Here is a 25919-nt window from a genome sequence, read left to right on the forward strand (position 1 = left end):
GCGCCCTGCATCTAAGGAATGAAAGGAGTACTTTTAACCAAACAGACCAACCTGACTGCGATGCGCCGACTTCTTTGTTTCCTGCTGATCCTGCTGGCGGCCACAGGGCTACGTGCCCAGGAGCGCGGCATCAAGGTCACACCCTATGAGCGCTCCGCCAACTCGCCGCTGAAGGGCGACTCGGGGCAGCGCAAGGCGGCGCTCATTGTCGGCATCTCCGACTACAGCAGCAAGCGCCTACAGCTCCAGTACGCCAACCGCGACGCCGTCCTGTTTTACAACTACCTCACCAGCGTGCGGGCCTTCCCGAAGGAAAACGTCTTTCTCCTCCCCGACTCGGCCGCCACCTCGGGCCGTATCTACAACGCCATCCTCGACATGATGCGCTGGCTCAACAAGGGCGACGAGCTGGTGCTCTACTTCGCCGGGCATGGCGATGTGCAGACCGTTGCCGACTTCGACGAGGCTTTCTTTCTGGCCTGGGATGCCTCCGACACACGCAACTACCACGGCGCCGCGGGCACCCTCAAGCTGTCGGACCTCGAGCTCTACACCAACCGGCTTGCCTCGGTCAAAAAAGTAAAGGTGACGCTCGTGATGGATGCCTGCCACTCCGGTTTCAGCGTGCACAACGACGGTATCCTGAAGGCGCAGGACAATATCGTGTCCAGCTTCAACCAGATCTCCAAGATGCTCGGCTGCGCCGTCAACGAGTTTTCGTTCGAAGCCGACTCGGTGGGCCACGGGCTTTTCACCTGGTACCTCGTGCAGGGTATGATGGGCCTCGCCAATACCGGCAACAACCAGCTGACGCTGAACGAGCTGGCCGCTTTTGTAAAGGGACGCGTGGGCAGCGCTACCCGCGGCCGCCAGAACCCGGTGCTCACCGCTCCCGATGGCAACAACGTGGTGGCCGAGCTCACACCCGCGATGCGCGAGCAGGCGCTGCGCTTTTTCCAGGGGCGCCAGTACGGCCAAAGCCTTGCCGGGCGCGGCAACGGCGCCGCCAGCGACCTCCCGGACTCGCTGCTGGAGCAATACGTGAACCGCTACAACCGCTTCCTGCTGCGCGAACGGCTTTATGGCTCCGACTCCAGCTGCCTCGCCGTGATCGCCCAACTCGGCGCCCTGCCCGAAGGCCGCGCCCGTGACCTGCAGCAAGGCCTGCAGAACCACCTGGCCGAAGTGCTCGAAACACGGAGCCAGCTCGTGCTCAACGACTACCTCAAAGGCCTCAGCCTCATGCCGCCGGCCGCCACCTTTTACACGGCCGGCATCGACGCAGCCCTTGCCGACAGCCTCCTGCCGGCGGGCGATCCGCGTCACAGGAACGACCGCGTGATGGCCGCTTTTCATATTGCCAACAGCTACCTGCGCTACGACCGCTACGAGAAATTCGGCGAGGCCGAATCCCTGCTCCGAGGCGCGCTGCAGCTCGAAAACCGGGCCGCCTACGTGTACCTCGCCATGGCCCACCTCAAACGTTTCCGGCTTCAGTACGACAGCGCCCTCTATTATGCCGGGAAAGCCCACGAGCTCATTCCCACCTGGAGTCATGCCCGCAACGAACTGGGCAATCTCTATAACGACATCTACCAGCACGACGAAGCGATCGGCTATTACCAGCAGGTGCTCCGCAACGACAGCAACTACGCCTGGGCCTACAACAACATAGCGACCATCATGTACGACATCGGCCGCACCGCGGATGCCGAACGCTACTACCGGAAAGCGCTTGCGCTCAAAGAAGAAAACGCGCAACAACGCCAGAACCGCGACTTCGCCATCTCCTACAGCAACCTGGGAAATCTTTACAACCTCCGCGGGCTCCCGGCCATCGCCGAGCGCTACTTCCTGAAAGCCGATTCCACCGATGCCACGTTCACCCAGTCACTGAAGAACCTGGGCGACTTTTACAACAAGACGGATGGCCGGAAGGCCGAAGCCTACTATCGCCGGATGATCGCCGCCAACCCGTACGATGCGGCCGGCTACCTGGCCCTTGCTGAATTTTACCGCAACGGCAGTACCCTGCAACGCTACCAGGAAAGGGCCGACAGCCTGTTCAGCATCGGCATTGCGCTGAACCCCTACGACCAGGAAGGCTACGCAGGCAAAGGACTGCTTTGGCTCGACCGCAACCGGCCGGACAGCGCCCTGCCCTGGTTCCGGAAGGCCGTGGAGGCTTCGCGTGGCTCCGACGCCGCCTGGTTCAGCATGACAAGCTATTACGACTTTACCAGGCAGACCGATAGCCTCCTGGCCGTCTATGCACGGGCCCTGGCGATTAACCCCTACCGCTACGATATCGCGCAGAGCTTTTCGAACGAATTGCTGCGCAACAAGGATACAGCGCGCGCCGAGGCCGTACTGCTGGCGTCGATCCGCCACCAGCCGCTGTCGCCCCTGGTGCATTACCAGTTCGGCAATTTCCTGTTTCAGACCGGGCGCTCGGGTCGCGCTGTGGCCGCCTATCAGAAGGCGTTGCAGGTGGATAGCTCCTTTTCGCAGGCACTGGCGGCGCTGGCCTATATGCACCTGGCCCGCAACGAGGTGACGCAAAGCCTCGAATGCATGGAACGCCTGCGCCGGCTGCTCCCCTACGACGACCGCGTGCAGGATTATATCGGCATGGCGCTGGAAAAAAGCCGCGCGCAACCGGAGGCCCAACGCTATGCCTGGCTGCAGCGTTTTGTGCCGCTGGATACAACGCACATCGAGCTCCGGATCGCGCTGGCAGAAGCGGCCTACCGCAGCAACCGGAACCTGCAGGCCGCCTTCCGGGGGCTGCAGCGCGCCGAAGCGGCGACCGACTACCTCTACCCCGCGGCGATCCGCTGGCTGCTGTTGCTGGCCATCGAAAACCGGGATGGAGCCGCTGCGAAAACCTTTGCCCGGCGCTACCTGGACGAGACCCTCAACACCGAGCCCGCCATAGCGGCCGTAGCGTTGCAGCTTACCGGTCACCCGGAAGAAGCGCGGCGCCGGAAAAAAGAAGCAGGTACCGGCATCCGATCGTATTTCCACAGCAACTTCATCAAATACTTCAGCGGTCTATGAGTCTGCGCGCAACCATATTCCTCCTGCTGCTGCTCGCCGCCCGGAGCGCTTTCGCGGGTGTGAACATCAAGAACGGGAATTTCTTTATCACCTATACCGACATCGCCTTCGACGGCGCCAAACTCGACATCACACGCAGCTATAATTCCAAGTCGGTCGACAACGGGTACTTCGGCTTTGGCTGGGGAAGCCTCCTGGAAACGCGGCTCTTTCCCCTCCCCGACGGGACGGTGGCGATACGCTGGTGGGGTTCGGGCTCCAACGATATTATGGAAGCGGCCGTGCCCGATGCGGACGCATTTTACCGGATGATCGATGCCGTGGTGCAGGCCGAGATCCGCCGCAACAGGTTGTCCAATACACCCGCCGACCTGCTGCGGCGGAGGGGCGAGCTTCGAAGCGACCGCAACAAATTGTACGAGCAATTCCTCCACAACCGGCAGTTAGGTTTTATCCCCCAGGCAGCCACCTACAGGTCGGCGCTGAAACGCAGCTGGCGATTGGACACCAACCGCGAACTCAGCTGGGACGGCCGGCAATTCACGCTGCGCAGCTGGGCGGACAGCTACCACTTCAACGCGGATGGACTGCTCACCGAATTGACCCAGGACGGCGGCAGCATGCAGATCCGCTACCGGGGCAGGCACATCACGGAGATCACGCTCGACAAGCGTTTTCCCTGCCAGGTACAAACCGACACGGCGGGGCGGATCATCCGGATAACGACCACCGACAGCGGGAAGGTAAAAACCGCGGTGTACCGCTACGACCGCAACAACGACCTTGTCTATTCACGCGATATGGGCGGCAATGAGTACTGGCACAGTTACGACGCATCGCACAACATGACGCGTATCGGCTATTCGGACAGCACGCAATACCTCATCGAATACGACCCTGTTACGTTCTTTGCGATCAGGGTTACGGAGCGCAACGGCAGCAGCACCCGTTACCAGTACCTCAGTTTCTATAACGAATGGGGGGAGGTGAACAACAACCACTACGGCACCCGCATCGAGCAGTTCGACAGCCTGGGGACCAGGATTTTCAACAGCTCCTACGAATACGAGAACAGGGTGCGCGGTGATGGCACGGTGTACTTCTATCACTACGTTGCGCTTTCCGATACGAGCGAGGAGGAAAACCGGTACGACCCCAACGTCGGAAATGTTGCCTACCGCCGGGTCAACGGCCGCGAAGCATTCGCACAATACGATGGGAAGTCGCGCTGCGTCTATCTCCGGATGAACGACTCGGTATTCCGCGTTCGCTACAACGTCCAGGACCTGCCGGAGCAATTTGTCGTCATCGACTCGCTCCGAAAAGACACGCTTCTTTACCGATACCGCTACAACAGCAAGGGCGCCCTGCTCGCGGTGCAAAAAGGAACGCAGCTGTTCAACATCCAGCGGCTGAAAGACGGCGACCTCCGCGTATCCACCGGCGACACGACGGTGCTCCTGCATTATGACGGCAAAACGCCCGTGCGCGCCAGCAGCCGCTTTTGGGGCGATGTGGACCTGGTAACAGAAGCGAAAAGTCCTGCCGACCGGGCCCGCCAGCAATGGGCGCGCGCCTTCGCCGATGTCGTTGAGCCGAAGATCATTCCGCACGAATGGGTGTGGGAGCGGCTTCGCAGGAAGTAATCTCATAAAAAATCCACCGGCCCACAACTGCTACGCCTCGCCCGGCTTGCGCACAGGAACCCAGATCTCCTCCTCCGAATCGGGGTCATCGCGCCGGTATTTCTGTCCTAGAACCTCAAAGTGCGGGCGGTCGTCCAGCACATAGCCTGAAGCCGGCAGCCACTCCCCGTAGATATACCGGAAGGCGGCCTGCGCCTCCGCAGCGCCACCCCGGAAATCGAACACGGCATAAACACCGGCGGGCAGCACAAAAGGCTCCATCCCTTCGGGCAGCTCCGCGAAGCTTTGTACCTCGAGCAGGGCCCATTTTTCGAAGGGGCGGTTCGGATCGAAGGGACTGAAAAAATGTACATCGGGATACACCTGCAGGCTGTACAGGTGCTCGCTTACGGCATTCCGGAAATGCCGCCGCCTGGGCATGAACCCGGTCCACAGCTCAAACGTGCGGTTGCGGGCAAACGACATCTCGAGCCGGCGGCCGGCGAGCAGCTTCCGTTCAATGCTTTGTATCCGGATACCCGTGATCATACGTATCAATCAGAATAATGACTGGCTGAACATGACGCCCATGTAGCCCGCCCACAACAGCGCCGCTGCCAGCAGCACCATCCAGCGACCGGAGGGCGGAATGCCGAACCAGCTTCGCACCGGGCCCTGGAAGAAGCCGGCAAGCAACGCGGCGCGCAACAACAGCAACAGCGCGCTGCTCCAGAGTCCGGTCGCAAGCCCGTAGGGCGATCGCAACAGGTAATAACCCAGCGAGATCACCTGCGCCAGCAGCACGAAGGAGTTACTCCCACATACGAGGTACCAGCCCCAGCTGTCGCCGCGGGCGGCGAGGTATACCGTCAGTACGTCGAGCAGGAAAAAAGAGCAGGCGATAACACAGGCCACCGTTACAAGCGACCCGCCCGAACCGAAATAGGAATAGAGGTTTCGGCCGCCCGAATAAACGCCCCACGCATAGGTCAGGGCCGTGACGATAAAGAGCACGCGCATCCAGGTGGGCTGCGGCCAGGCAAGGGCCCGCTTCGGCTGCTCGAGCAGGGACCCGAGCAGGTCCGTTTCTTCGCCGTCGGCAGGCCCGGGCACGATCCATTCCGGCACGGGGCGGGGAGCGGGTGCTTCTTCCACCAGGGGCACGTTGCGCTCCATGAGGATCGTTTCGGCGACGCTCACGGCATCCGGCTGGTAATTATGCGGGTTCAGTACGACGGCGCGCAGCTGGGCATCCGTCCATGTCTGGTACTCGGTGTAAAAATCGAATTGCATAAGCAGTGGTCTGGAGGATTCAAGATACGAATTCCTATTCCTGGAAATAGACGCGCTTCACCCGCTGGCTCACGCCGGTCATCACCTCGTACGGAATGGTGCCCATCCACTCGGCTAGCTGCTGCACGGGAAGGGCTTTCCCGAACAGGATCACCTCGTCGCCTTCCTGAACGCCGCCGATATGCGTTACATCGATCATTGTCATATCCATGCACACCGTACCGATAACGGGCGCCAGGTGACCGTTGACCGACATCTTGCCCACACCATAGCCAAGGCGCCGGCTGTAGCCGTCGGCATAGCCAATCCGCACCGTGGCGATCAGCGAAGGCTCCTTCACCACGCCACGGCGGTTGTAGCTGACGGTGTCGCCGGCCTCCAGCTGCTTCAATTGCGCGATGGTGCTGCGCAGGGTGGCAACGGCCTCGAGCTCCAGCTGCTTCGTTTCGATCTCCACGCCATACAAGCCGATGCCAAGGCGCACCATATCGTATTGCAGCGAAGGATGCCGGATGATGGCGGCCGAGTTGGACAGATGACGAAGGAAGCGGTAGGGCAGCGCCGCCTGGAGTTGGGCAGCCATAGCTTCGTAACGCTGCGCCTGCTCGCGCGTGAAGTCGTCCTGCGCCGGGTCTTCGCTGGCCGCCAGGTGGCTGAAAACCGACTGCACCCGCAGCCAGTCGGTCTGCTGCAGGTGCCGTGCGAGCGATTGTATTTCTACGGATGAAAAGCCAAGCCGGTTCATCCCCGTCTCCAGTTCCACGTGCACCGGCCAGGCGCGGAGACCTTCGCGCTGGAGGTAGCGCTCAAACGCCTGGAGGATGGAGAAGGAATATAACACCGGCTGCAGCTGCCACTCCACCAGCGCATCAAAAGAGGAGGCATCTGCGTTCATCACCATGATGGGCAGCGAGATGCCCGCCTGCCGGAGTGCCACGCCTTCATCGGCATAGGCCACGCCGAGGTAGTCCACATGGTGAAACTGAAGGATCGACGCCACTTCCGAGGACCCGCTGCCGTAGGAAAAAGCTTTTACCATCGCCATCACCTTGGTGCCTGGCTGCAGGATAGCCCGGTACTGCCGCAGGTTGTGGGCCAGCGCATTGAGGTTGATCTCGAGCACGGTCTGGTGCACTTTCGTTTCGAGCGCTGCCACGATCCGCTCGAAGCGGAAGGGACGCGCGCCTTTTACAAGGATCGTTTCCTCGTGGAATTGCGCCGGGTGATATTGTTCCAAAAAGGCCTCCGTGCTTGCGTAGCGCTGCACCGGAACCGTATCGGGCAGCTGAAGGTGACGCGTCACGTCGTGACCGATAAGTACGGCCTTGCTGATGCCGGCGCCCGTGAGCGCACGCGCCACCTGTGGGTAAAAGCGCCCGGGTGCCGCGCCCGACTCGGCAAAGTCCGAAAGGATCACCGTTCGTGGTTGCCCCGTTTGCTGCTGCGCCAGGAAATTGAGCGCCAGCTGCAGCGAGGTAAAGTCTGCGCTGTACGAGTCGTTGATGAGGGTGCAGCCGCCGGCACCGTGCTTGAGCTGCAGGCGCATGTCGACCGGCTGCAACGCCGCGAGCCGCTCGTTGATCGTATCGATCGAATAACCGAGGTAAATGAGCACGCAGGTGCAGGTCAGCGCGTTGGCGATAGAAGCCTCATCGGAAAACGGTATCCGTATTTCTACGGGTACGCCGCGGTAGCGGGCTTTTACCAGCGTCGTGCTGCCGCGCTCGGTACTTTCCACGTGCAGGGAGGCGCCCGCCTCGGTGCCCCAGCTGAGCGCGCCCGGCAGAAGGCCCGTCCAGGGCTCGGGGCCGATAACGGCTTTGACGCCTTCAAACAGCCGCCCTTTTTCCGTCCGCTTCTGCTCGCTGTCTACGAATCCCTCGTCGTGCGCCGACCCGATATTGGTAAGCACCCCGATGGTCGGGCGGATCATGGCCGCGAGCCGCTCCATCTCCCCGGGCTGTGAGATCCCCGCCTCAAACAGCGCCAGGGTATGCTGCGGACGCAGCTGCCATACGCTCAGCGCCACCCCGATCTGCGAGTTGTAGCTCCGGGGGCTGCGCACGATCGTATGCTCGGGCTCGAGCAATTGCTGCAGCCATTCTTTTACAATGGTCTTTCCGTTGGAGCCCGTGATGCCGATAACCGGTATCTCGAAATGTCCGCGGTGCCAGGCGGCCAGCGCCTGCAAGGCGCGGAGCGTATCGGGTACCAGCAGGAAGGAAGCGCCTTCGAAGGGAGTCGTATCCATTTCCTGGCTGACCACGAAGGCCCGCACCCCTTTGCGCCAGGCATCTTCCACGAAGCGGTGGCCGTCGCTACGCGCGGTTACGAGTGCGAAGAACAGCGAGCTGTCCGGGAAGGTCACGGCGCGGCTGTCGTGCAGCAGGTGCGCAATCGGGCGCTCCGGGTCGCCGGGCTGCAGCAGCTGCGCCTCAAGCACTTCGGCAATGGTGGCAATGGAGTACACGTAATGAAGGTAAGTCAGATTTGATCGTTCTCCCGGCCCTTGCGGCGGGTGACGTTGATCGAATAAAGTATGGAGCCCGCGAGGCAGATCACGATGACCAGGAGCGAGATCGTAACCGGGATATGGAAGTCGTGGATCACAAGCGGCACGAGCATCTTCAGCCCGATAAAGACGAGCACGATGGCAATGCCCTGCTGCAGGTACGCAAAGCGGTTCACCGCGCCCTTCAGCAGGAAGAAGAGCGAGCGCAGCCCCAGCACCGCGAAGATGTTGCTGGTATAGATGACCAGGTGCCGCAGGCCCGGGTCGCGCGTATTCACAATGGCAAAGACGGCCGGGATGCTGTCGAGCGCAAACACGATATCGGTGGTCGCCAGCATCACGATCACCACGAACAGGTTGGTGAAAAAGCGCTTCCCGTTGCGGCGGATCACAAGCTTACCGCCGACATCTTCGTGTACGATGGGTAAAAAGCGGTTGAGGAATTTATACACCGGATTAGTCGCCGGGTCGAAGCCGTCATCGTCCTCTTTTACTGTAAAGATTTTGATCCCGGTGTACATAAGGAAGGCCCCGAAAACATACAGCAGCCACTCAAACCGCGCCACCAGCGCCACCCCGACCGTGATAAAAATGACGCGGAACACGATCGCCATCAGGATACCCCAAAGGAGTGCCCGCGCGATATGGTCGGAGGCGATGCGGAAGAAGGAGAAGATCAGGATGAAGACGAAGATGTTGTCGATGCTGAGGCTCCATTCCATCAGGTAGGCGCTGATGTATTCGAGCGCCGGGGCCCGGCCGTATTCGATCCACAGGAACGCGAAAAAGGCAAAGGCCAGCGCTACCCAGAACAGGGTCTGGTACAGTGCTTTCCGGATACTGATCTCCGTGGAGCGTTTACTGAGCAACCCAAGATCGAGCACAAGCGCAACCACAATCACCAATCCAAACACCAGGTAACTAAGCTGATCCAGGTTCATCAGTACGTAAGGGATTTGAGGCGCTAAGATACGGACGATGCATAGCGGCGGCGGCGCGCCTGCTGGTAAAGGGTTCCGAACGCCACCAGTAACAGTACCGGCAGCACGATATTGATCCCCTGCCACATCGTTTTCTGCTCCTTCACGCGCCGCGGGTCGAGCAGGCGGAGGGTATATTCCTTGCTGCGCGTTTGCAGGATGTCGGAAGGATTTACGAGGTACTCGAGGCTGTTGAGGAAAAACTCCTTGTTGGCGTACGTGTAGCGGGTAAACGGGTTGACGCCCATCGGCAGCGGGCCCGAGGATGCGCTGAACTGGTTGAGCGCGATGTCACCGTCGGCCACCACGATTATCTTGCCCGGCGCCACGGCTTCGGGGAAGAACTCGTAGCCCTGCGCCTTCAGCGAGTCGGCAACCGACTTCGGTAGCCGGCCGCTGTACAGCGAGCGGAAACGGCCCTCGAGCAGGTAAGCGACGGGAATGTTCTTTCGCTTGAACAGCTTTTCGTCGGGCGCGATCTGCAGGAACTCGAAGTCGATCTTGGCCGGCGACCCGAGCAGCCGCGCATTGGCCGAGGACTGCAGCAGAACCGTTTTCCGGATTCCTTCCGCTTCGACGGTATCGATAGACGTGGGAAAGAACGCGCGGACACCATCGAGGTTCTTGCTGATGGGATGCTGCGTTCCGTCGAGCACCGGGAAGAAAGGCCAGTTGACGATGCGCTGCTGGCCGTTGCTGTTGCTCACCTGCGGGAGCTGGTCGCTCTGCATATCCTGCACCAGATCCGGGTTGAGGCGGAAGCCCCAGTTGAAGTACAGGTCTTCGAGCTGCAACCCGCGGTCGAAGGCGATAAAGCCACCCGACTTATACAGGCTGTCGAACTCGGCGTACATGTTGTCCACCATCCAGAAGATCTTGCCGCCATGCGTTACATACTGATCGAGCTTCAGCTTGTCGCCGGTGCTGAAGGGCCGCGTGGGCTTCATCACCACAACGGCGTTGATCTCGGTGGGGATGAACGGCACCTCCTTCAGGTTGAGCGTATCGGCGAAGTAATTTTCACGCAGGGTCATGAAGGCATCGTTGATGTTGTAGCCCCAGGCTTCGCCGTTGCCGAGCAGGTAGGCAACAAGCGGCTTCTGCTTCGTGGTTACTTTCTCGATGGCGGAGGCAAACTTGTATTCGACGGATGCTTCGACGTTGTTGTACAGGGCTGCCAGCTCCTCGGCGCTGGTGCCGAAGGCGCGCTGCCCCTTGAGCAGGTCTACACCAACCGCGCGGCCGCCCTGGCGCACCACGGCGCCGTGTACCAGGCTCGTCACCTCCAGCTTGTCGCCCACCTTTTCGGGAGCCTGTACGGCCACGGGGCTGAGGCCATAGTTGTCGCGCAGCGAGTCGAGGAGCACCCGCGACTGCGCGGTGTCGCCGGCGAAGGGGTCAACGAAGTTGAACTGCAGCTTGCTGCCGCCGTACTCGCGCGTTTCCGACAGGAAGTCCTGCAGCGAGCCGCGAAACTTGCGCACGAAGGAAGGCAGGTCCTTGCCCGTGAGGTAAACGTCGATGGTTACAGTGCTGTCGAGTCCGCGAAGCAGGCGCTGCGTGGGCTTGCTCAGCGAGTAGCGGTGCTCGGCGGTCAGGTCGAAGCGGGCGTGGGCGAGTGCGGCCAGCACGTTGACGGCCACGAGTGCCAGCAGGGCCACGATCCAGGCGCCGTTGAAAGTTCGTTTGTTCATGCGCGGTGGACCAGGGTTTGACGGGTCATGAAGAGAAAGAAAACGGCGAGCGAGGCGAAGTATACAAGGTCGCGCGTATCGACCACGCCGCGGCTGATGCTGCGGTAGTGCGCGTCAATACCAAAGAGGTCGAGGTAGTAGTCGGCGCCGCCGCGGAAGGGTGCGAGGCCGCTCAGCGCGTGGAAGCCGTAATAGAGCAGCAGGCAGGCAAGGAGGCTGAGGATGAAGGCAATGACGGCATTGTTGGTGCGGCTGCTGATGAAGATGCTGATCGCCGTAAACACCGCCGCCAGGAAGAAAAGCCCCAGGTACGAGCCGGCGGCGGCACCCGCGTCGATACCCGTTGTGGCGGCGAGGTGGTTGACCGTGTAGAAATAGACCAGCGTCGGCAGCAGCGCGATGACCACGATAAGCAGCGCACCCCAGAACTTGCCCGCCACGATCTGCCCCGCTGTCAGCGGCCTTGTGCGGAGGATCTCGAACGTGCCGCCGCGGTATTCATCCGCAAACGAGCGCATCGTGATAGCCGGGATCAGGAAGACCAGGATCCAGGGCGCCAGCTCGAAATAAGCATCCAGCGTGGCATAGCCGCTGTCGAGGATATTGTTGGGAAAGACAAAAAGCACGAGCCCGTTCACGAGGAGGAACACCACGATGGCAATAATGCCCGTGAGACTGCTGAAGAACTGGCCGAGCTCCTTTTTACAGATGGACCACATAGGTTGTAAAACTAAGGTTTTGAGGGTTTTGTTGTTTTTGAGAGTTCCCGGACCTGCGCTCGTCGTCCCGAGTTTTAAGGTTTGTTTCAGGCAAAAGAAAAAGGCCCCTGTAAAGAGACCTTGTATTTTTCCGTGCGTGCTGTGTATTCCGTCAGCCGTGCTACACCGCGAAGCTCTCCCCGCAGCCACAGGTGCGCGAAGCGTTCGGGTTGTTGAAATAGAATCCTTTGCCGTTGAGGCCATCGGAAAAATCGAGCATGGTGTTCACGAGGTAGAGGAAGCTTTTGAGGTCGGTCACCACCTTCACCCCGTTGTCTTCAAATACCTGGTCCATCGGCTTTTGCTCGTTGTCGAAATCGAGCTTGTAGCTCAGTCCCGAGCAGCCGCCGCCTACAACCCCTACCCGCACAAAGTACGAAGGATCGTCGGCCACGCCGGCTTCCTGCATCAACTGGCGCACCTTGTCGCGCGCCTTGTCGCTTACATATATTCCGTTGTCTGTTGCAACCATAGCAATAATGAGTTAGTCTGCGCTCAGCATAACAATAGAGTCCTTGTCACCCTGAGCCTGCCGAAGGGTTAGTGAACGATCGATTCGTCGAACTTGAGTTCTTCGAGACCATTCTTCACGCGGTAGTCGTTGATCGCTGCCTTGATCGCGTCTTCGGCGAGTACCGAGCAGTGAATCTTTACCGGGGGAAGGTTGAGCTCCTCGACGATGTCCATGTTGTCGATCTTCATGGCTTCGTCGATGCTCTTGCCTTTGAGCCACTCCGTAGCAACGGAAGAGGAAGCAATGGCCGAGCCGCAGCCGAAGGTCTTGAATTTAGCGTCCTTGATGAGGCCGGTAGCGTCGTCTACCTCGATCTGCAGGCGCATTACGTCGCCGCATTCGGGAGCACCGACCAGGCCGGTACCTACGTTCTTGTTGCCCTTGTCCAGCGTACCCACATTCTTGGGGTTGTTGTAGTGGTCGAGCAATTTATCTGAATATGCCATTTGGAAAAGTTTGTCGTTTAAAGTTTGTTGTTTGTTGTCCTTCGCCAGGCTCAGGATGACAAGGCTGTTGTCACGCTGAGCGCAGTCGAAGCGTTAGTGGTGCGCCCACTCAATCGAATTCATGTCGATACCATCCTTGTACATCTCCCACAGCGGGCTCATCTCGCGGAGCTTGTTGACCGTGTTGGTCACCTGCTCGATCGTATAGTCGATCTGCTCCTCGGTGGTATAGCGACCCAACCCGAAACGGAGCGAACTATGTGCCAGATCGTCGCCGAGACCGAGGGCCTTTAACACGTAGGAAGGCTCCAGGGAAGCCGACGTACAGGCAGAGCCCGACGACAGCGCGATGTTCTTGTTGAAGCCCATCATGAGGCCTTCGCCTTCGACGTACTTGAACGAGATATTGGTCACGTGGGGCAGGCGGTGTTCCTTGCTGCCGTTCACGTATGCTTCTTCGAGTTTCAGGAGTGCGTTTTCGAGCTTGTCGCGCAGCTTGGAAAGACGCTCGGCGTCCTGCGCCATCTCGAGGCGGGCGAGCTCACAGGCCTTGCCGAATCCGACGATACCGGGCACGTTGAGCGTACCGCTGCGCATGCCGCGCTCGTGGCCGCCACCGTCGATCTGGGCGGTAACTTTAACGCGGGGATTCTTGCGGCGTACGTACAGGGCGCCAATGCCCTTCGGACCGTACATCTTATGAGCCGTCATGGCCAGGAGGTCGATATTGTCCTTGTTAACATCCACCGGGATCTTGCCTACGGCCTGCGTCGCATCCGTGAAGAGCAGTACACCATGCTTGCGGGCCATGGCGCCGATTTCGCGGATGGGCATTACCGTGCCGATCTCGTTGTTGCCGTACATCAGTGCGATCAGCACCGTGTTGGGACGGATGGCGGCTTCCACCTGCTCAACCGACACGAGGCCCTCGTTGTCGACCTGCAGGTAGGTTACCTCGGCGCCAAGCTTTTCAACGTGCTTGCAGGTATCGAGAACGGCTTTGTGCTCGATGTTGCAGGTGATGATGTGGTTGCCCTTGGAGGCGTACATTTCAAATACACCCTTGATGGCCAGGTTGTCGGCCTCGGTGGCACCGGAAGTGAAGATGACTTCCTTCGGGTCGGCGCCGATCAGTTGGGCCACCTGCTCACGGGCATAGTCCACGGCTTCCTCGGCCTGCCAGCCAAAGGGGTGGTTGCGGCTTGCGGCGTTGCCGAAGGATTCGGTGAAGTAAGGTATCATGGCCTCCACTACCCGCGGGTCGCAGGGGGTGGTGGCATTATGGTCGAGATATACGGGTAGTTTCAACATATGCGTAGGTTCCATTTCAGCACACAAATTTACTTCAAAAACCGTGGCCGGCTGAGGAAAATCAGGATAAGGAAAGCTAATTTTACCTATTTCGCAAAAGCGACCCATCCATGCAAAAAATTGAGCATATCGGCATTGCCGTGAAATCCCTGGCCGATTCGGTACCCCTTTTCGAGAAACTGCTCAACAGCCCCTGCTATAAAACGGAGGAAGTCGCCTCCGAGGCGGTCCGCACCGCGTTTTTCCAGTCCGGCCCCAATAAGATCGAGCTCCTCGAGTCGGTCACCGACGATGGGGTCATCCGGAAGTTCATTGAGCGCAAGGGCGAGGGCATTCACCACATCGCTTTCCACGTAGACGACATCCGCTCCGAGATGCAACGCCTTCAGGACGAAGGATTTACCCTCCTCAACCCCGAGCCGAAACGGGGCGCCGACAACAAGCTCGTGTGCTTCCTGCACCCGAAGGGAACCAACGGTGTGCTGGTAGAGCTCTGCCAGCCTGCGCCCGAGGCCTAGGCGCACGAAAAGCCCCGGCTGGAAAACCGGGGCAGTTCATTGATTCCGACTTGAAAGTATGTTTAGAGTACCAGCTTCTGGCTGGCGGCGATTTCGTTTTCGCTGAGAACGGCCACGATGCAAAGGCCTTTCTGGCTTACCGGCACGAGCACCTGGCCGATGGCGGAGGCCACCTTCTGCTCCTGGAGCACCTGGCCGGCAAGGTTGATGACACGGATCGTCGCGCCTTTCAGCTCGGTACCGAAGGTCAGTACCAGCCGGCCCGAAGCGGCGGTCATCTTGATCGAGCCTTCGGCTCCGCCTTTGAGGGTGCGGGTAGCGGTATACGTGTAGCTGCCGCTGATATCGACCTGCTTCACGCGCACCTGCAGGCTTCCCGGGAGGTTACGAACGTTGTAGCTGTAAGTACGAACCGTATTGCTGTTGCCGGCGGCGGCAACCGTGCCATAGCTCGTCCAGGTGCGGCCGTCGGTGCTGACCTCTACTTCGAAGCGGCTGGCAGCTTCCTCGGAAGCGGTCGACCATTGTACGAGCACGTCAGATCCCTGGCGGGTAGCGGTAAATGCGATAAAGACTACAGGGAGCGCGCTCGGGCTGTAGGGGAGAAAGCCTGCCGTGGTGCTGGTGGCCGAAGAGCTGCTGGCGCTGGGGCTGCTGGAAGTGGCCACCGCGGGGCCCGATACAGTCGCAGTTCCCGTATTGGGACCTGCAAGCACGGTCGTGTTTCCGAGGATGATCACCTGGGAGTTCTGGTTGGCGGTAATCGAACCGGTCGGGTAAACGAATACCATGCTCTGGCCGTTGAGCCACAGCTTTGAGCCGCCACCGACAAAATCAAGAATTCCCGCGATCCGGAGCTCCATAAAGCTCGTTTTCTCGTTGATGTTGTTGGTGATGGAAACGATCTTGTCGCTGGGAATGAGTACCACATCGTTGTTGGTGGGCACCGCGGCCGGGCTCCAGGTACTGGCGGTCTGCCAATTGCCATTAGCTACGGCAGTGAGCGTTCGTGCGTGAACGGCAGTTGCCAGTCCGGCGATCATCAGGAGTGTAACGAAAAAAGGTTTCATAAGCAGATTGTTGGTACGGATTAATCGACTGTCTTAGTGCTGCTAAACGAATCCGGTAATGTTTTCTAGGGGTTTGGGGGTAGGAAGGACCGTTTAGCGAGAGCAAAGTTAAACTCCGCTTTTGATGTATGCAAGCTTTCCCTAAAATTTTTATAGTGAAATTACTGCGACATGGTAGCAAATAACCCTTAGCTAAAACGCAAGAGCCTGATTTTCATCGTAGAAATACGCTGAAGAAATACCGTGATGGAGCAAAAGATTTCTTGATTCAGGGGCGCCTTGGAGCAGTTCTCTTCCCCGGGCACCAGCTCAACATTCGCTTGAGCTCTTGTAAAAACCCTTATAACGGGTAGGTGCAGCCTTAAGAAGGCACTTACCGGCAGGCAAGGGCATAAAAAAAGCCCGGAACGGGCTTATGCGGTAACGTCAAAGATGGCAGGGCTTTGCTAGTAGCCGTTCCCGGAGGAGTCCGAGTTTTCGATTCCCAGCTTCTCGACGGCGTTCCGCGCGGCGATCTGGGACGCGTCCTTCTTATTGAAGGCCTTCCCTTCGGCGATCACCTTGCCATTGAGGACGGCGGCTACGGTAAAAAGGCGGCGGCCGTTTTCGAGCTTCTCCCCGATCGTTTCAAACTCCAGGCTCTTGCCGTGCTTGTTGGCCCAGCCGTAGAGCTTGTTCTTCTGGTTGATGTCGCGGGTTTCGAGCTCGTCCATGAACATATGCGGCTGTACGATCCGCTCCAGCACCCAACGAACGGTTTTCTTGTAGCCGAGGTCCAGGTACACGGCGCCTACAAGCGCCTCGAGCGTATTGCCGAAGATCTGGCTTGTTTTGAGGGAGGCGTCCGACTTATTGAAAAGGGTGACCTTTTTGAGGCCCATGCGGATCGCAATGTCGTTGAGCTGCGCCCGGTTGACCATCTTGCTGCGCATTTCGGTCAGGAAGCCTTCGCCTTTGTAGGGGTAGCGCTTGAAGAGGTACTCGGCCACGAGGGCGCTGAGAATGGCATCGCCGAGGTATTCAAGCCGCTCGTTGTTCTCGTCGCTGGTTTCCTTTACGGAGCGGTGGGTAAGCGCCGTCTTGTACAGGCTCACGTTGCCGGGGCTGTAGCCCAGCAAGCCTTTCAGCTGCTTTTTGAAGGAAGGATCGCCGTCTTTTTTCTTATAAAAGGATTTCCAGAAACTCACAAGCTGAATGCGACGATTTGGCGCCGGTTCGGGGCATAAGTTACGCCGAATATTTTTTAACGATGACACAGGCGTTGTGTCCACCGAAACCGAAGGTATTGCTCAGGGCCGCGCGTACCTCGCGCTTCTGGGCTTCCCCGAAGGTGAAGTTGAGCCGCGTATCGAGCTCGGGGTCATCGGTAACGTGGTTGATCGTGGGCGGGCAGATGTCGTGCTGCACGGCCATGATACAGGCGATCGCCTCGATCACGCCGGCCGCGCCGAGCAGGTGGCCCGTCATCGACTTTGTAGACGAGATGTTGAGCTTATAGGCGTGCTCGCCGAATACCGCCTCGATGGCCTTCACCTCGGCTACGTCGCCGAGCGGCGTGGAAGTGCCATGGGTGTTGATATAGTCGATATCGGAGGCAACCATGTCCGCGTCTTCGAGTGCCTGCAGCATTACATTGCGGGCGCCGAGGCCTTCGGGGTGCGGGGCCGTCATGTGGTGGGCGTCGGCGGTGGCACCGGCGCCGGCTACCTCACAATAGATCTTGGCGCCGCGGGCGAGGGCATGCTCGAGCTCTTCAAACACCAGCACACCGGCACCTTCGCCCATCACGAAGCCGTCGCGGTCCTTGTCGTAGGGGCGCGATGCCGTTTTGGGGTCGTCGTTCCGCTCCGAAAGGGCCTTCATGGCGTTGAAGCCGCCAATGCCGGCTTCGGAGATGACCGTTTCGGCGCCACCGGTGATGATAATGTCGCTCTTGCCGAGGCGGATGAGGTTAAGCGCCTCCATCATGGCGTTGGTGCTCGAGGCACAGGCCGAGGTAACGGAGAAGTTGGGACCGCGGAAGCCGTGGCGCATCGAGATATGGCCGGCAGCGATGTCCGAGATCATCTTGGGGATAAAGAAGGGGTTGAAGCGGGGTGTGCCGTCGCCTTTGGCGAAGTTCATCACTTCTTCCTGGAAGGTGATGAGGCCACCGATACCCGAGGCGTAAACCACGCCGATCCGGTCGGGGTTCATCGTTGCCTTGTCGATGCCGGCGTCGAGCACGGCCTGGTCGGAGGCAACGAGTGCCGTCTGGGTAAAGCGGTCGAGCTTGCGCGCTTCCTTGCGGTCGAGGTAGTTGGTCGCGTCGAAGCCCTTCAGCTCGCAGGCAAAGCGGGTTTTAAACTTGGAGGCATCAAACAGCGTGATGAAGTCACAGCCGGAAACGCCGTTGCGGAGGTTGTTCCAGTATTCGGTGATGCTATTTCCCAGCGGAGTCAGCGCGCCCATCCCGGTAACGACTACACGTTTAAATCCCTTCATAATGCCTGTTGTGGATTGAGATCGTTGTAAGATAAAACCGCCTTCACTGCCGAAGCATGAAGGCGGATGTAAATTGACCGTACACGTACGGGGGTTGTTATTTAGCGTGCTCCTCCAGGTAGGAAACAGCCTGGCCTACCGTGGTGATCGTTTCAGCCTGCTCATCGGGGATCGAGATGTTGAATTCTTTCTCGAACTCCATGATCAGCTCTACGGTGTCCAGCGAATCGGCACCGAGGTCGTTGGTAAAAGAAGCCTCATTGGTCACTTCTGCTTCGTCAACGCCTAGCTTATCAACGATGATCTTTTTTACTCTTGCTGCGATGTCTGACATTTTGTAAAGATTTGGTTATAGAGGTGCAAAAATAGAAGTTTTTGAAATAAATACACCTGCTGTGCATTTCTTTCGGCTACCGCTATGCGGGCTCAAATATAGGGCGGAAACACAGTAACCAAACAAACTCCATTTGCGCGGAAAATCAGATCGTTGTATCTTGAGGCACCTACAAGCGCAGCTATGGCTTTGAAAATTATTGACCACGGTACCCCGGAATATAAGCAGATGGTGCAGCTGCGCGAGCAAATCCTTCGCCAGCCGCTGGGGATGCAGTTCGAGCCGCAGGAGCTCGACCAGGAAAAAAACAACATCCTCATGGCCGCCTACGAGGAGGACCAAATGCTCGGTTGCTGCATGCTTGTCGAGGAAGCACCTGATACGGTGCGCCTTCGCCAGATGGCCGTTATGAACGACCTACAGGGCAAGGGCATCGGTAAGGCCCTCATGAATTTCGCCGAAAACATCGCCCGCGACCGCGGCTACAAAAAGATCACGATGCACGCCCGCAAGAATGCCCAGGGCTTCTACGAGAAAATGGGCTACCGCAAGCGCGGCGAGGAGTTCGAAGAGATCACCATCCCGCACTATGTGATGGAGAAAGCGTTATAGTCTGCTAATTAGATAGTCTGCTAGTCTGCTAATACGTATAAGCTACCAGCCATAAACGCAAAGGCCCCGACTCCGTCGGGGCCTTTGCTTATTAGCAGACTAGCACATTAGCAGACCAGCAGACTACTTCTTCCCCACCCTGTCGCGAAGCAGCACGCGGATCTCGTGGATGTCGTCGCTGTTGGCGAAGCCGCTTTTCGGCACAAGAAAGAAGGAGCGCGGATCGAAGTAGAAATACAGGAAGCCCGGTGTTTCGGTAAACCGGCTCAGGCGCGACCACGCGAAGAAGCGCTGCCCGCGCTCGTTGGCGAGGCGAAAGCCGTCGTCGAAGAATTCCATCGTAAAGGAATCGCGGAACGTTTCGTTGCGGCGGTATACCCACCAGGGCATCACGATCCAGAACACCAGCATCAGCGTAAACCACAGGAAGGATCCGAGCAGGAACGCGAGTGGCAGCACCTTGCCCATGTAAAAAAGCACGGCCGACGTCAGGGCGAACACGTTCACCAGGATGATCATGAGCCGGATCTCGCGGCGGCTCAGGAAGTGGTAGCGCAGCGCCTGGATCACGTCCTTGCGCTCGTATTCGATCGGGATTTTCATGGCTGCTTCAGTTCGGTTTCGAGCACACTCCACGATGCGAGCACCTTGCCGTCGATGCCGAGAAACTGCGCCTGCAGCCGGCGCGCGCCCCGGGCGCCGCTTACCGAGATGCGGGTGTAGTTCTGTGCCTCCACGAGTGTGCCGGGCACGCGGGCATCGTTCACCGCCTCGTCGGTGCCGGTTACTTTCGAAATCCCGGACGTCAGCGGCGAGTTGGTGATGTCGTAGATCGGGTACGCACCCGCGCGGCTGTAGCGGATCACCTCGCTGTGGTGCCGGTCGCCGGTGAGAAAGAGCAGTCCCTGGATCTTTTCCGCTGCAAGAAAATCCATCAGCTCATTGAATTCGGCCGGGTAATCCTGCAGGCATTCGAAGCGCGATTTCGGGTTGAGTGTCTGGTTGCCCGTAGCGATGATCCTGAAGGTCGCGCCGCTCGAAAGAAGTGCGTTCTTCAGCCACTCCATCTGCTGGGCGCCCCACATTCGCTTGGCCCCGTTGGGTGCTCCGTTCACGGTCGCATCCATATCGTTGGCGCTGCGAAACCAGCGGTCGTCCATCATAAAAATGTCGACGTCGCCGTACGAGACTTTCGTGTAAATGCCCTGCCCGTTCTCCCCTGCAGACGGGTTCGGCCAGTAATCGAGAAATATCTTCCGGCTCACGTCTTTCAACACATAGCTTTTATCGGCGTCGTTGGGGCCAAAGTCATGATCGTCCCAGATAGCGTAGTGCGGCATCGCCTTGAGCAGCGGCTGCAGGATCGGTTGTGCGCGGTCGCGGCGGGCGCGGTAGCGGAGGCCCGAGGCGGAGAAGTAATCCACCTCGCGGTAGTACCAGTTGTCGCCGAGCCAGAGCATGAAGGCCGCTTTGTCCTTCGCCATAGTGGCAAAGATGCTCGAGTCGCCGCCATAGGGCTTGCCCGGGCGGTCGTACACCGGCTCGTTGAAGTAGGCGCAGGATCCGGTCAGGAAGGTAAAGTCGGGTGCGGGCTGGCGCCACTGCCAGAGCGTTTTTGTGCTGAAGGTGCCGCCGTCCACCCGCTTGCCGTCGATGGCAAAGGAATACTTATAGGTGGTGCCGGGCTCGAGGTCGGCGAGGCGGAAGCGGTAGATGCCTTCGGTGGCGTTGGAATCCGCCGCGTGGGCACTATGGAATGCGCGGGCACCGGGCGCCGACAACGCGAAGTAATCGATCCGAACCGATTTGGCGCGGGCCTGTACCCAGATGGCGGCGTCGCGGAGTTCCACCGGGCCGAGCATGGGGCCGGAAACGAGCTGGGCGCGGGAGACGAGCGAAAGGCAGGCAAGCAGGAGGAAAAGGATGCGCTTCATGAGGAAGGGTTGAGCGCCAAAGATAATCCGCAACAAATGTCATTAAACGGCTTTGTCGTACCACATAGAGCAGCCGATTGCTTCGTTGCCCGAGTTTGGACCGGGCCGCGTCGCAATGACGTCCAAACCCATCACCGTCGGGCTTCACTGCGCTTCGCGCAACTTCAAACCACAACCCTCAAACTACAAACAAAAAACCCCGCTTTCGCGGGGTTTTGAATTACTTGTTCATCATCGTTTTCGCTTCGATCGAAAGCGTCGCGTGGGGCACGGCCCGGAGGCGCGCCTTGTCGATGAGCTTCCCGGTGACGCGGCAGATGCCGTAGGTCTTGTTCTCGATCCGCATGATCGCCTTTTCGAGGTGATCGATGAACTGGATCTGGCGGGAGGCCATCTGGCTCAGCTGCTCGCGCTCCATCGACATCGACCCGTCTTCGAGGGTCATGTAGCGGCCTTCGTCCAGGTCGCCGCCCTCGTCTTTGCGGGTGATGAGACCCTGCAGGTAAAGCAGCTCCTTCTTGGCCGTTTCCAGCTTGCGGTTGATCAGCTCGCGGAACTCGGTCAGGTCGGCATCCGAATAGCGCTGGGCCGGTCGGGGTGTTTCCTGGGGCTGGCCCTTGCTGTCCAGCACGGACTTGGTAAACTCGGGATCGTACTTCACAGATTTCGTGGTTGAGGTTTTAGGTATGACAAAGGGTTTCCTGGGTTCTTCCTTCTTCTTCGCGGGGGTGAGCGGCTTGATGGCGGGCTTTACCTCGTGGGTGGAAGGCGCCGATACGGCGGGCTTCTTTACCGGCTCGGCTGCTTTTTTGGGAGCGGCGGGCGCGGGGCTGGGAGCCTTCGGTGCGGCTTTGGGTGCAGCCTTCGGCGCTGCTTTCGCGGGCGCGGCGGGCTTTTGGGGAGCAGCCTTCGGGGCGGCTTTGGGCGGCGCGGCCTTCGTACCGCGAACGGGCACCTGGGCTTTCGGCGCGGCCTTTACCGGGGCTGCCTTTTTGGCGGCGGCCTTTACCGGGGCGGCTTTCTTGGCCGCAGGCGCTGCCTTCTTCGGGGCGGCCTTGGCGGCTACGGCTTTCTTGGGGGCTGCTTTGGGCGCAGCTTTGCTGGTCTTGGCGGATGGCTTGGCGGGTGCTTTCACGGCCGTACGGGCCGCCCCCGACTTGACGGGGGACTTTGCCGCCTTTGGTGCGGCTTTCTTCGGTGCTGCTTTTTTTGTTGCCATGTTGGTTTACCCCTTTTTTAAAACGTTGACGGAGAGCGGCATATCATGCACTTCAATCTCCGTTCCGCCGGTGATCTCGGGCCGAAGCTCCAGCTTATCGGCCCCCGTTTCGGCGCAAATATAATCATTATACCGGGTCAGCGACTCCGCCAGGCGACCCGTTGCGGCGGCCTGCACCTCGATGCGGTCCGTCACCTCAAAGCCACTGTCCTTGCGGATCTTCTGGATCCTGTTTACAAATTCACGGGCATCGCCTTCCTGCTCCAGCTCCGGTGTCACGTTGATGTCGAGCGCCACGGTGAGTGCTCCCTTGCTGGCCACCGACCAGCCGGGGATGTCTTCCGAAGCGATCTCCACCTCACTCAGCAATAATTCGACCGGGTCGCTGTCCACAGCTCCTCCCTCCCCTTCAAGCGGCAGCAGGTAGCGTCCTTCCTTTTCAAACAGGGAGATGGCGTGCTGGTCCAGCGCCGCCAGGGCATTCGCAACCGCTTTCATCTTAGGGCCGAGCTTTTTGCCTAAGGCGATATAGTTGGGCTTGATCTTTTTCTTGATAAACCCTTCCGTGTCGGTAAGGTATACCATTTCCTTGATATTGACCTCATTCTTGATGAGATCCTCCACTTTTTGTAACTGCTGCTGCATCAGCGGGTTGAAAACCGGGATGAGGGCTTTTTGCAGGGGCTGGCGGACCTTGATGTTAACCTTTTTCCGGATCGACAGGATCAGCGAGGAAGCCTCCTGCGCTGCCTTCATCCGCTCCTCGAGCAGCGTATCGATCAGGGCCTCGTTGGCCACCGGGAAACGGGCATGGTGCACCGAGGTCTCGGTAAAGCGGCCGGTTACGGCGTTGAGGTCGCGGAAAAGCTCATCCGAGAAGAACGGCGAAATGGGCGCCATCAGGCGCACCACCGTTTCCAGGCACTCGTAGAGGGTCTGGTAGGCCGCCACTTTGTCCTGCTCGTACTCGCCTTTCCAGAACCGGCGGCGGCAAAGGCGCACATACCAGTTGCTGAGGTGCTCGTCCACAAAATCCTCGATCAGGCGTCCTGCCTGCGTTGGCTCGTAGTCGTCGAAGGCGGCCGTTACGTTCTTCACGAGGCTCTGCAGGCTGGAGAGGATCCAGCGGTCGATCTCGGGCCGCTCGGACACGGGAACCGGGGCCTCTTTGTAGGAGAAGCCGTCCACGTTGGCGTACAGCGCGAAAAAGCCATACGTATTATATAAGGTGCCGAAAAACTTGCGCTGCACTTCCTTGATGCCGTCGAGGTCGAACTTGAGGTTGTCCCAGGGCGAGGCATTGGTGATGAGGTACCAGCGGGTGGCATCGGCGCCGAGCTCTTCGATCGTCTTGAAGGGGTCTACCACGTTGCCAAGGCGCTTCGACATCTTCTGACCTTTCTTATCCAGCACAAGGCCGTTGGAAACCACGCTCTTATAAGCTACCGAGTCAAACAGCATCACGCCGAGCGCGTGCAGGGTATAGAACCAGCCACGGGTCTGATCCACCCCTTCCGCGATAAAGTCGGCGGGGAAGTTGCGCTGAAACTGCTCCTTATTTTCAAAAGGATAGTGCCACTGGGCATAAGGCATGGCGCCCGAATCGAACCACACGTCGATGAGGTCGGGCTCGCGGCGCATCGGCTTGCCGCTTTCCGAAACGAGGATCACCTCGTCTACGAAAGGCTTGTGCAGGTCGGCGCCGGCCCAACCCTCCCCGAAGGGAAGCGCGGTCATTACGCCCGCCTGAAGGGCTTTGTCACATTCGGCCTTCAGCTCTTCGATCGACCCGATGCACTTTTCCTCGGAGCCGTCTTCCGTGCGCCAGATCGGGAGCGGCGTACCCCAGTAGCGCGAGCGGCTCAGGTTCCAGTCCACCATGTTCTCCAGCCAGGCGCCAAAGCGGCCCGTGCCGGTCGACTCGGGCTTCCAGCGGATCGTTTTATTAAGCTCCACCATGCGTTCGCGCACGGCGGTGGTGCGGATGAACCAGGCGTCGAGCGGGTAATAGATCACCGGCTTGTCGGTGCGCCAGCAATGAGGATAGCTGTGCTCGTACTTCTCCACCTTGAAGGCGCGGCCTTCCTTTTTGAGGAGTACGGAGATATCGACGTTGACGTCCGCGTAGTCGGGAGCGTCCTTGTAATCCTTGATGTAGCGGCCCGAAAACTCACCAAGACCGTTCACGAACTTGCCTTCGCGGTCAACGAGGGTGAGGATGCCGATGCCGTATTTCTTGCCTACTTTATAGTCATCCGCGCCGAAGGCGGGGGCGGTATGCACGATGCCGGTACCGTCTTCGGTGGTCACGAAGTCGCCGAGGAGGATGCGCCAGGGCTGCGCGCCGGGGGTGATGGCCCGGACGGCCTCGAGCGAGTTGGCCTCGAAGGGAAGCAGCGGCTCGTATTCGGCGCCCTCGAGAGCGGAGCCTTTCACCTCGCCGCGGATCGCCCAGGGCATGATCTTCTGGTCCATTCCCACCGTGGTGAGGTCGGCGCCTTCGCCCTCGGGCTTGAAGTACTTGTGCAGCAGCGACTTCGCCAGCACCACCTTCTGGGGCTCGTGGGTATAGGGGTTGAAGGTTTCAACAAGCACGTAGTCGATGTTCGGGCCAACGGTTAGGCCGAGGTTCGACGGGAGGGTCCAGGGCGTGGTGGTCCAGGCGAGGTAGTAATAGGTGCCGTGGCCGCCGCCGAAGCGGTCGTCCTTCGCCTTGAACAGCACGGTGGCCGATGTGTCTTTCACATCGCGGTAGGTGCCCGGCTGGTTGAGCTCGTGCGAGGAGAGGCCCGTACCGGCTGCCGGCGAATAGGGCTGGATGGATACGCTCTTGTACAGGAATCCCTTGTTATACAGTTCCTTGAGGCACCACCATAGCGTCTCGATATAATCGTTGGTAAAGGTCACGTAGGGATGGTCGAGGTCGACCCAGTAGCCCATTTTGGTAGTGAGGTCGTCCCACTTGTCCTTGTAGCGGAGCACGGCCTCGCGGCACTTCCGGTTGTATTCGGCCACGGAGATCTTCTTGCCGATATCTTCCTTAGTGATGCCCAGCTCTTTTTCGACGCCGAGCTCCACGGGGAGGCCGTGGGTGTCCCAGCCGCCCTTGCGCTGCACCTGGAAGCCCTGCATGGTCTTGTACCGGCATACGAGGTCTTTCAGCGTCCGCGACATCACGTGGTGGATGCCGGGCATGCCGTTGGCGCTCGGCGGGCCCTCGTAAAACACGAATGGCTCGGCGCCCTCGCGCAGCGCAACGCTCTGGCGGAAGGCCTCTTCGGCTTCCCAGCGCGCCAGCACCTCTTTCTCGATGGCCGGCAGGTTGAGTTGCCGGAACTCTTTATAGCGATTTTCCATGAATTCTCCTGAAAATGTGGGCAAAGGTAAGACGGTAATACCAGAAAGTCGGAAGTGGGAGGTGGCCGGAAGGAGGCAGGAAGGGTTCTGGATGTTTTGGGGGTTTTGGAGGTTTTGGGGGTTCTGGGGGTTCTGGAGGTTTTGAAGGTTTTGAAGGTTTTGGGGTTCTGACGGGTTGCCCGGGCCCACCCGGTATTG

The 25919-nt window shown here is 59.3% G+C and carries 21 protein-coding genes; 4 read left to right on the forward strand and 17 right to left on the reverse strand.

Translation table 11 applies throughout. From position 1 onward, the window contains the following. The first annotated feature begins 60 nt into the window (after window positions 1-60). On the forward strand, window positions 61-3060 hold the full coding sequence (locus ACYU7Z_RS08700; RefSeq protein ID WP_460569459.1) for a caspase family protein: 3000 nt from the start codon (window positions 61-63) through the stop codon (window positions 3058-3060). Continuing rightward, on the forward strand, window positions 3057-4706 hold the full coding sequence (locus ACYU7Z_RS08705; protein WP_460569461.1) for a DUF6531 domain-containing protein: 1650 nt from the start codon (window positions 3057-3059) through the stop codon (window positions 4704-4706). The genes ACYU7Z_RS08700 and ACYU7Z_RS08705 overlap by 4 nt, the downstream gene beginning before the upstream one ends. 30 nt (window positions 4707-4736) lie before the next feature. Here the strand turns inward: ACYU7Z_RS08705 and ACYU7Z_RS08710 are convergent, their stop codons facing one another. The 9 genes from ACYU7Z_RS08710 to ACYU7Z_RS08750 form a co-directional block, all read right to left on the reverse strand. After that, window positions 4737-5234 carry a GyrI-like domain-containing protein gene (locus tag ACYU7Z_RS08710; RefSeq protein WP_460569463.1) on the reverse strand — a complete coding sequence of 166 codons (498 nt, stop codon included), beginning with the start codon at window positions 5232-5234 and terminating at the stop codon, window positions 4737-4739. A 9-nt stretch (window positions 5235-5243) separates the two neighbouring features. Further along, window positions 5244-5978, reverse strand: a complete 735-nt coding sequence (locus ACYU7Z_RS08715) for a hypothetical protein (protein WP_460569465.1) — start codon at window positions 5976-5978, stop codon at window positions 5244-5246. A 34-nt stretch (window positions 5979-6012) separates the two neighbouring features. Beyond that, entirely contained in the window at window positions 6013-8448 is a 2436-nt protein-coding gene (locus ACYU7Z_RS08720; RefSeq protein ID WP_460569467.1) for a type III PLP-dependent enzyme domain-containing protein, read from the reverse strand. A 14-nt stretch (window positions 8449-8462) separates the two neighbouring features. Beyond that, window positions 8463-9431, reverse strand: a complete 969-nt coding sequence (locus ACYU7Z_RS08725; protein ID WP_460569469.1) for a TerC family protein — start codon at window positions 9429-9431, stop codon at window positions 8463-8465. A 23-nt stretch (window positions 9432-9454) separates the two neighbouring features. Next, window positions 9455-11164 carry a motility-associated ABC transporter substrate-binding family protein gene (gene gldG, locus ACYU7Z_RS08730; RefSeq protein ID WP_460569471.1) on the reverse strand — a complete coding sequence of 570 codons (1710 nt, stop codon included), beginning with the start codon at window positions 11162-11164 and terminating at the stop codon, window positions 9455-9457. After that, entirely contained in the window at window positions 11161-11883 is a 723-nt protein-coding gene (gldF, locus tag ACYU7Z_RS08735) for an ABC-2 transporter permease (RefSeq protein ID WP_460569473.1), read from the reverse strand. The genes gldG and gldF overlap by 4 nt, the downstream gene beginning before the upstream one ends. A gap of 160 nt (window positions 11884-12043) precedes the next feature. After that, window positions 12044-12394, reverse strand: coding sequence for a HesB/IscA family protein (locus ACYU7Z_RS08740; RefSeq protein WP_460569475.1), 351 nt, complete (start codon window positions 12392-12394; stop codon window positions 12044-12046). 68 nt (window positions 12395-12462) lie between these two features. Beyond that, window positions 12463-12882 (reverse strand): iron-sulfur cluster assembly scaffold protein, encoded by a 420-nt coding sequence (gene iscU / locus ACYU7Z_RS08745; protein ID WP_460569477.1) that lies wholly within the window; start codon window positions 12880-12882, stop codon window positions 12463-12465. A gap of 93 nt (window positions 12883-12975) precedes the next feature. After that, window positions 12976-14193: a PLP-dependent aminotransferase family protein gene (locus ACYU7Z_RS08750; RefSeq protein WP_460569479.1), complete on the reverse strand. Its 1218-nt coding sequence runs from the start codon at window positions 14191-14193 to the stop codon at window positions 12976-12978. Between the two features lie 110 nt (window positions 14194-14303). Here ACYU7Z_RS08750 and mce point away from each other — a divergent pair, with 110 nt between their 5' ends. Then, complete coding sequence (mce, locus tag ACYU7Z_RS08755) at window positions 14304-14711, forward strand: VOC family protein (RefSeq protein WP_460569481.1); 408 nt, start codon at window positions 14304-14306, stop codon at window positions 14709-14711. A 62-nt stretch (window positions 14712-14773) separates the two neighbouring features. On the opposite strand, the gene ACYU7Z_RS08760 is transcribed toward mce, so the two are convergent. From ACYU7Z_RS08760 to ACYU7Z_RS08775, 4 genes are all read right to left on the reverse strand, one after another. After that, window positions 14774-15781 carry a discoidin domain-containing protein gene (locus ACYU7Z_RS08760; protein ID WP_460569483.1) on the reverse strand — a complete coding sequence of 336 codons (1008 nt, stop codon included), beginning with the start codon at window positions 15779-15781 and terminating at the stop codon, window positions 14774-14776. Between the two features lie 446 nt (window positions 15782-16227). Beyond that, the gene (gene rnc, locus ACYU7Z_RS08765; protein ID WP_460569485.1) at window positions 16228-16968 is read right to left on the reverse strand and encodes a ribonuclease III family protein; all 741 of its coding nucleotides are present in this window, start codon (window positions 16966-16968) and stop codon (window positions 16228-16230) included. 40 nt (window positions 16969-17008) lie between these two features. Beyond that, on the reverse strand, window positions 17009-18265 hold the full coding sequence (gene fabF / locus ACYU7Z_RS08770) for a beta-ketoacyl-[acyl-carrier-protein] synthase family protein (protein ID WP_460569487.1): 1257 nt from the start codon (window positions 18263-18265) through the stop codon (window positions 17009-17011). A 97-nt stretch (window positions 18266-18362) separates the two neighbouring features. Then, the gene (locus ACYU7Z_RS08775; protein ID WP_072835589.1) at window positions 18363-18599 is read right to left on the reverse strand and encodes an acyl carrier protein; all 237 of its coding nucleotides are present in this window, start codon (window positions 18597-18599) and stop codon (window positions 18363-18365) included. A 183-nt stretch (window positions 18600-18782) separates the two neighbouring features. Here ACYU7Z_RS08775 and ACYU7Z_RS08780 point away from each other — a divergent pair, with 183 nt between their 5' ends. Beyond that, on the forward strand, window positions 18783-19211 hold the full coding sequence (locus ACYU7Z_RS08780; protein ID WP_460569490.1) for a GNAT family N-acetyltransferase: 429 nt from the start codon (window positions 18783-18785) through the stop codon (window positions 19209-19211). Window positions 19212-19334: 123 nt separating this feature from the next. On the opposite strand, the gene ACYU7Z_RS08785 is transcribed toward ACYU7Z_RS08780, so the two are convergent. The 4 genes from ACYU7Z_RS08785 to ileS all read right to left on the reverse strand — a co-directional run bounded on the left by ACYU7Z_RS08785 (window position 19335) and on the right by ileS (window position 25721). Then, on the reverse strand, window positions 19335-19814 hold the full coding sequence (locus ACYU7Z_RS08785) for a YcxB family protein (protein WP_460569492.1): 480 nt from the start codon (window positions 19812-19814) through the stop codon (window positions 19335-19337). Next, on the reverse strand, window positions 19811-21145 hold the full coding sequence (locus tag ACYU7Z_RS08790; RefSeq protein ID WP_460569494.1) for an alkaline phosphatase D family protein: 1335 nt from the start codon (window positions 21143-21145) through the stop codon (window positions 19811-19813). The genes ACYU7Z_RS08785 and ACYU7Z_RS08790 overlap by 4 nt, the downstream gene beginning before the upstream one ends. A 220-nt stretch (window positions 21146-21365) precedes the next feature. Further along, window positions 21366-22364, reverse strand: coding sequence for a TraR/DksA family transcriptional regulator (locus tag ACYU7Z_RS08795; protein WP_460569496.1), 999 nt, complete (start codon window positions 22362-22364; stop codon window positions 21366-21368). Between the two features lie 6 nt (window positions 22365-22370). After that, window positions 22371-25721 (reverse strand): isoleucine--tRNA ligase, encoded by a 3351-nt coding sequence (gene ileS, locus ACYU7Z_RS08800; RefSeq protein ID WP_460569498.1) that lies wholly within the window; start codon window positions 25719-25721, stop codon window positions 22371-22373. Between the last annotated feature and the right edge of the window lie 198 nt (window positions 25722-25919).

This window comes from Flaviaestuariibacter terrae, assembly GCF_054777635.1.

Coding starts and splice junctions, on each gene's coding strand:
- iscU (WP_460569477.1), bottom strand. CDS start 12,882: ATGGCATATTCAGATAAATTGCTCGACCACTACAACAACCCCAAGAAT.
- ACYU7Z_RS08705 (WP_460569461.1), top strand. CDS start 3,057: ATGAGTCTGCGCGCAACCATATTCCTCCTGCTGCTGCTCGCCGCCCGG.
- ACYU7Z_RS08750 (WP_460569479.1), bottom strand. CDS start 14,193: ATGTTGAAACTACCCGTATATCTCGACCATAATGCCACCACCCCCTGC.
- gldG (WP_460569471.1), bottom strand. CDS start 11,164: ATGAACAAACGAACTTTCAACGGCGCCTGGATCGTGGCCCTGCTGGCA.
- fabF (WP_460569487.1), bottom strand. CDS start 18,265: ATGAAGGGATTTAAACGTGTAGTCGTTACCGGGATGGGCGCGCTGACT.
- ACYU7Z_RS08760 (WP_460569483.1), bottom strand. CDS start 15,781: ATGAAACCTTTTTTCGTTACACTCCTGATGATCGCCGGACTGGCAACT.
- ACYU7Z_RS08785 (WP_460569492.1), bottom strand. CDS start 19,814: ATGAAAATCCCGATCGAATACGAGCGCAAGGACGTGATCCAGGCGCTG.
- ACYU7Z_RS08710 (WP_460569463.1), bottom strand. CDS start 5,234: ATGATCACGGGTATCCGGATACAAAGCATTGAACGGAAGCTGCTCGCC.
- ACYU7Z_RS08725 (WP_460569469.1), bottom strand. CDS start 9,431: ATGAACCTGGATCAGCTTAGTTACCTGGTGTTTGGATTGGTGATTGTG.
- ACYU7Z_RS08715 (WP_460569465.1), bottom strand. CDS start 5,978: ATGCAATTCGATTTTTACACCGAGTACCAGACATGGACGGATGCCCAG.
- ACYU7Z_RS08795 (WP_460569496.1), bottom strand. CDS start 22,364: ATGGCAACAAAAAAAGCAGCACCGAAGAAAGCCGCACCAAAGGCGGCA.
- ACYU7Z_RS08780 (WP_460569490.1), top strand. CDS start 18,783: ATGGCTTTGAAAATTATTGACCACGGTACCCCGGAATATAAGCAGATG.
- ileS (WP_460569498.1), bottom strand. CDS start 25,721: ATGGAAAATCGCTATAAAGAGTTCCGGCAACTCAACCTGCCGGCCATC.
- ACYU7Z_RS08740 (WP_460569475.1), bottom strand. CDS start 12,394: ATGGTTGCAACAGACAACGGAATATATGTAAGCGACAAGGCGCGCGAC.
- ACYU7Z_RS08790 (WP_460569494.1), bottom strand. CDS start 21,145: ATGAAGCGCATCCTTTTCCTCCTGCTTGCCTGCCTTTCGCTCGTCTCC.
- mce (WP_460569481.1), top strand. CDS start 14,304: ATGCAAAAAATTGAGCATATCGGCATTGCCGTGAAATCCCTGGCCGAT.
- gldF (WP_460569473.1), bottom strand. CDS start 11,883: ATGTGGTCCATCTGTAAAAAGGAGCTCGGCCAGTTCTTCAGCAGTCTC.
- ACYU7Z_RS08700 (WP_460569459.1), top strand. CDS start 61: ATGCGCCGACTTCTTTGTTTCCTGCTGATCCTGCTGGCGGCCACAGGG.
- ACYU7Z_RS08775 (WP_072835589.1), bottom strand. CDS start 18,599: ATGTCAGACATCGCAGCAAGAGTAAAAAAGATCATCGTTGATAAGCTA.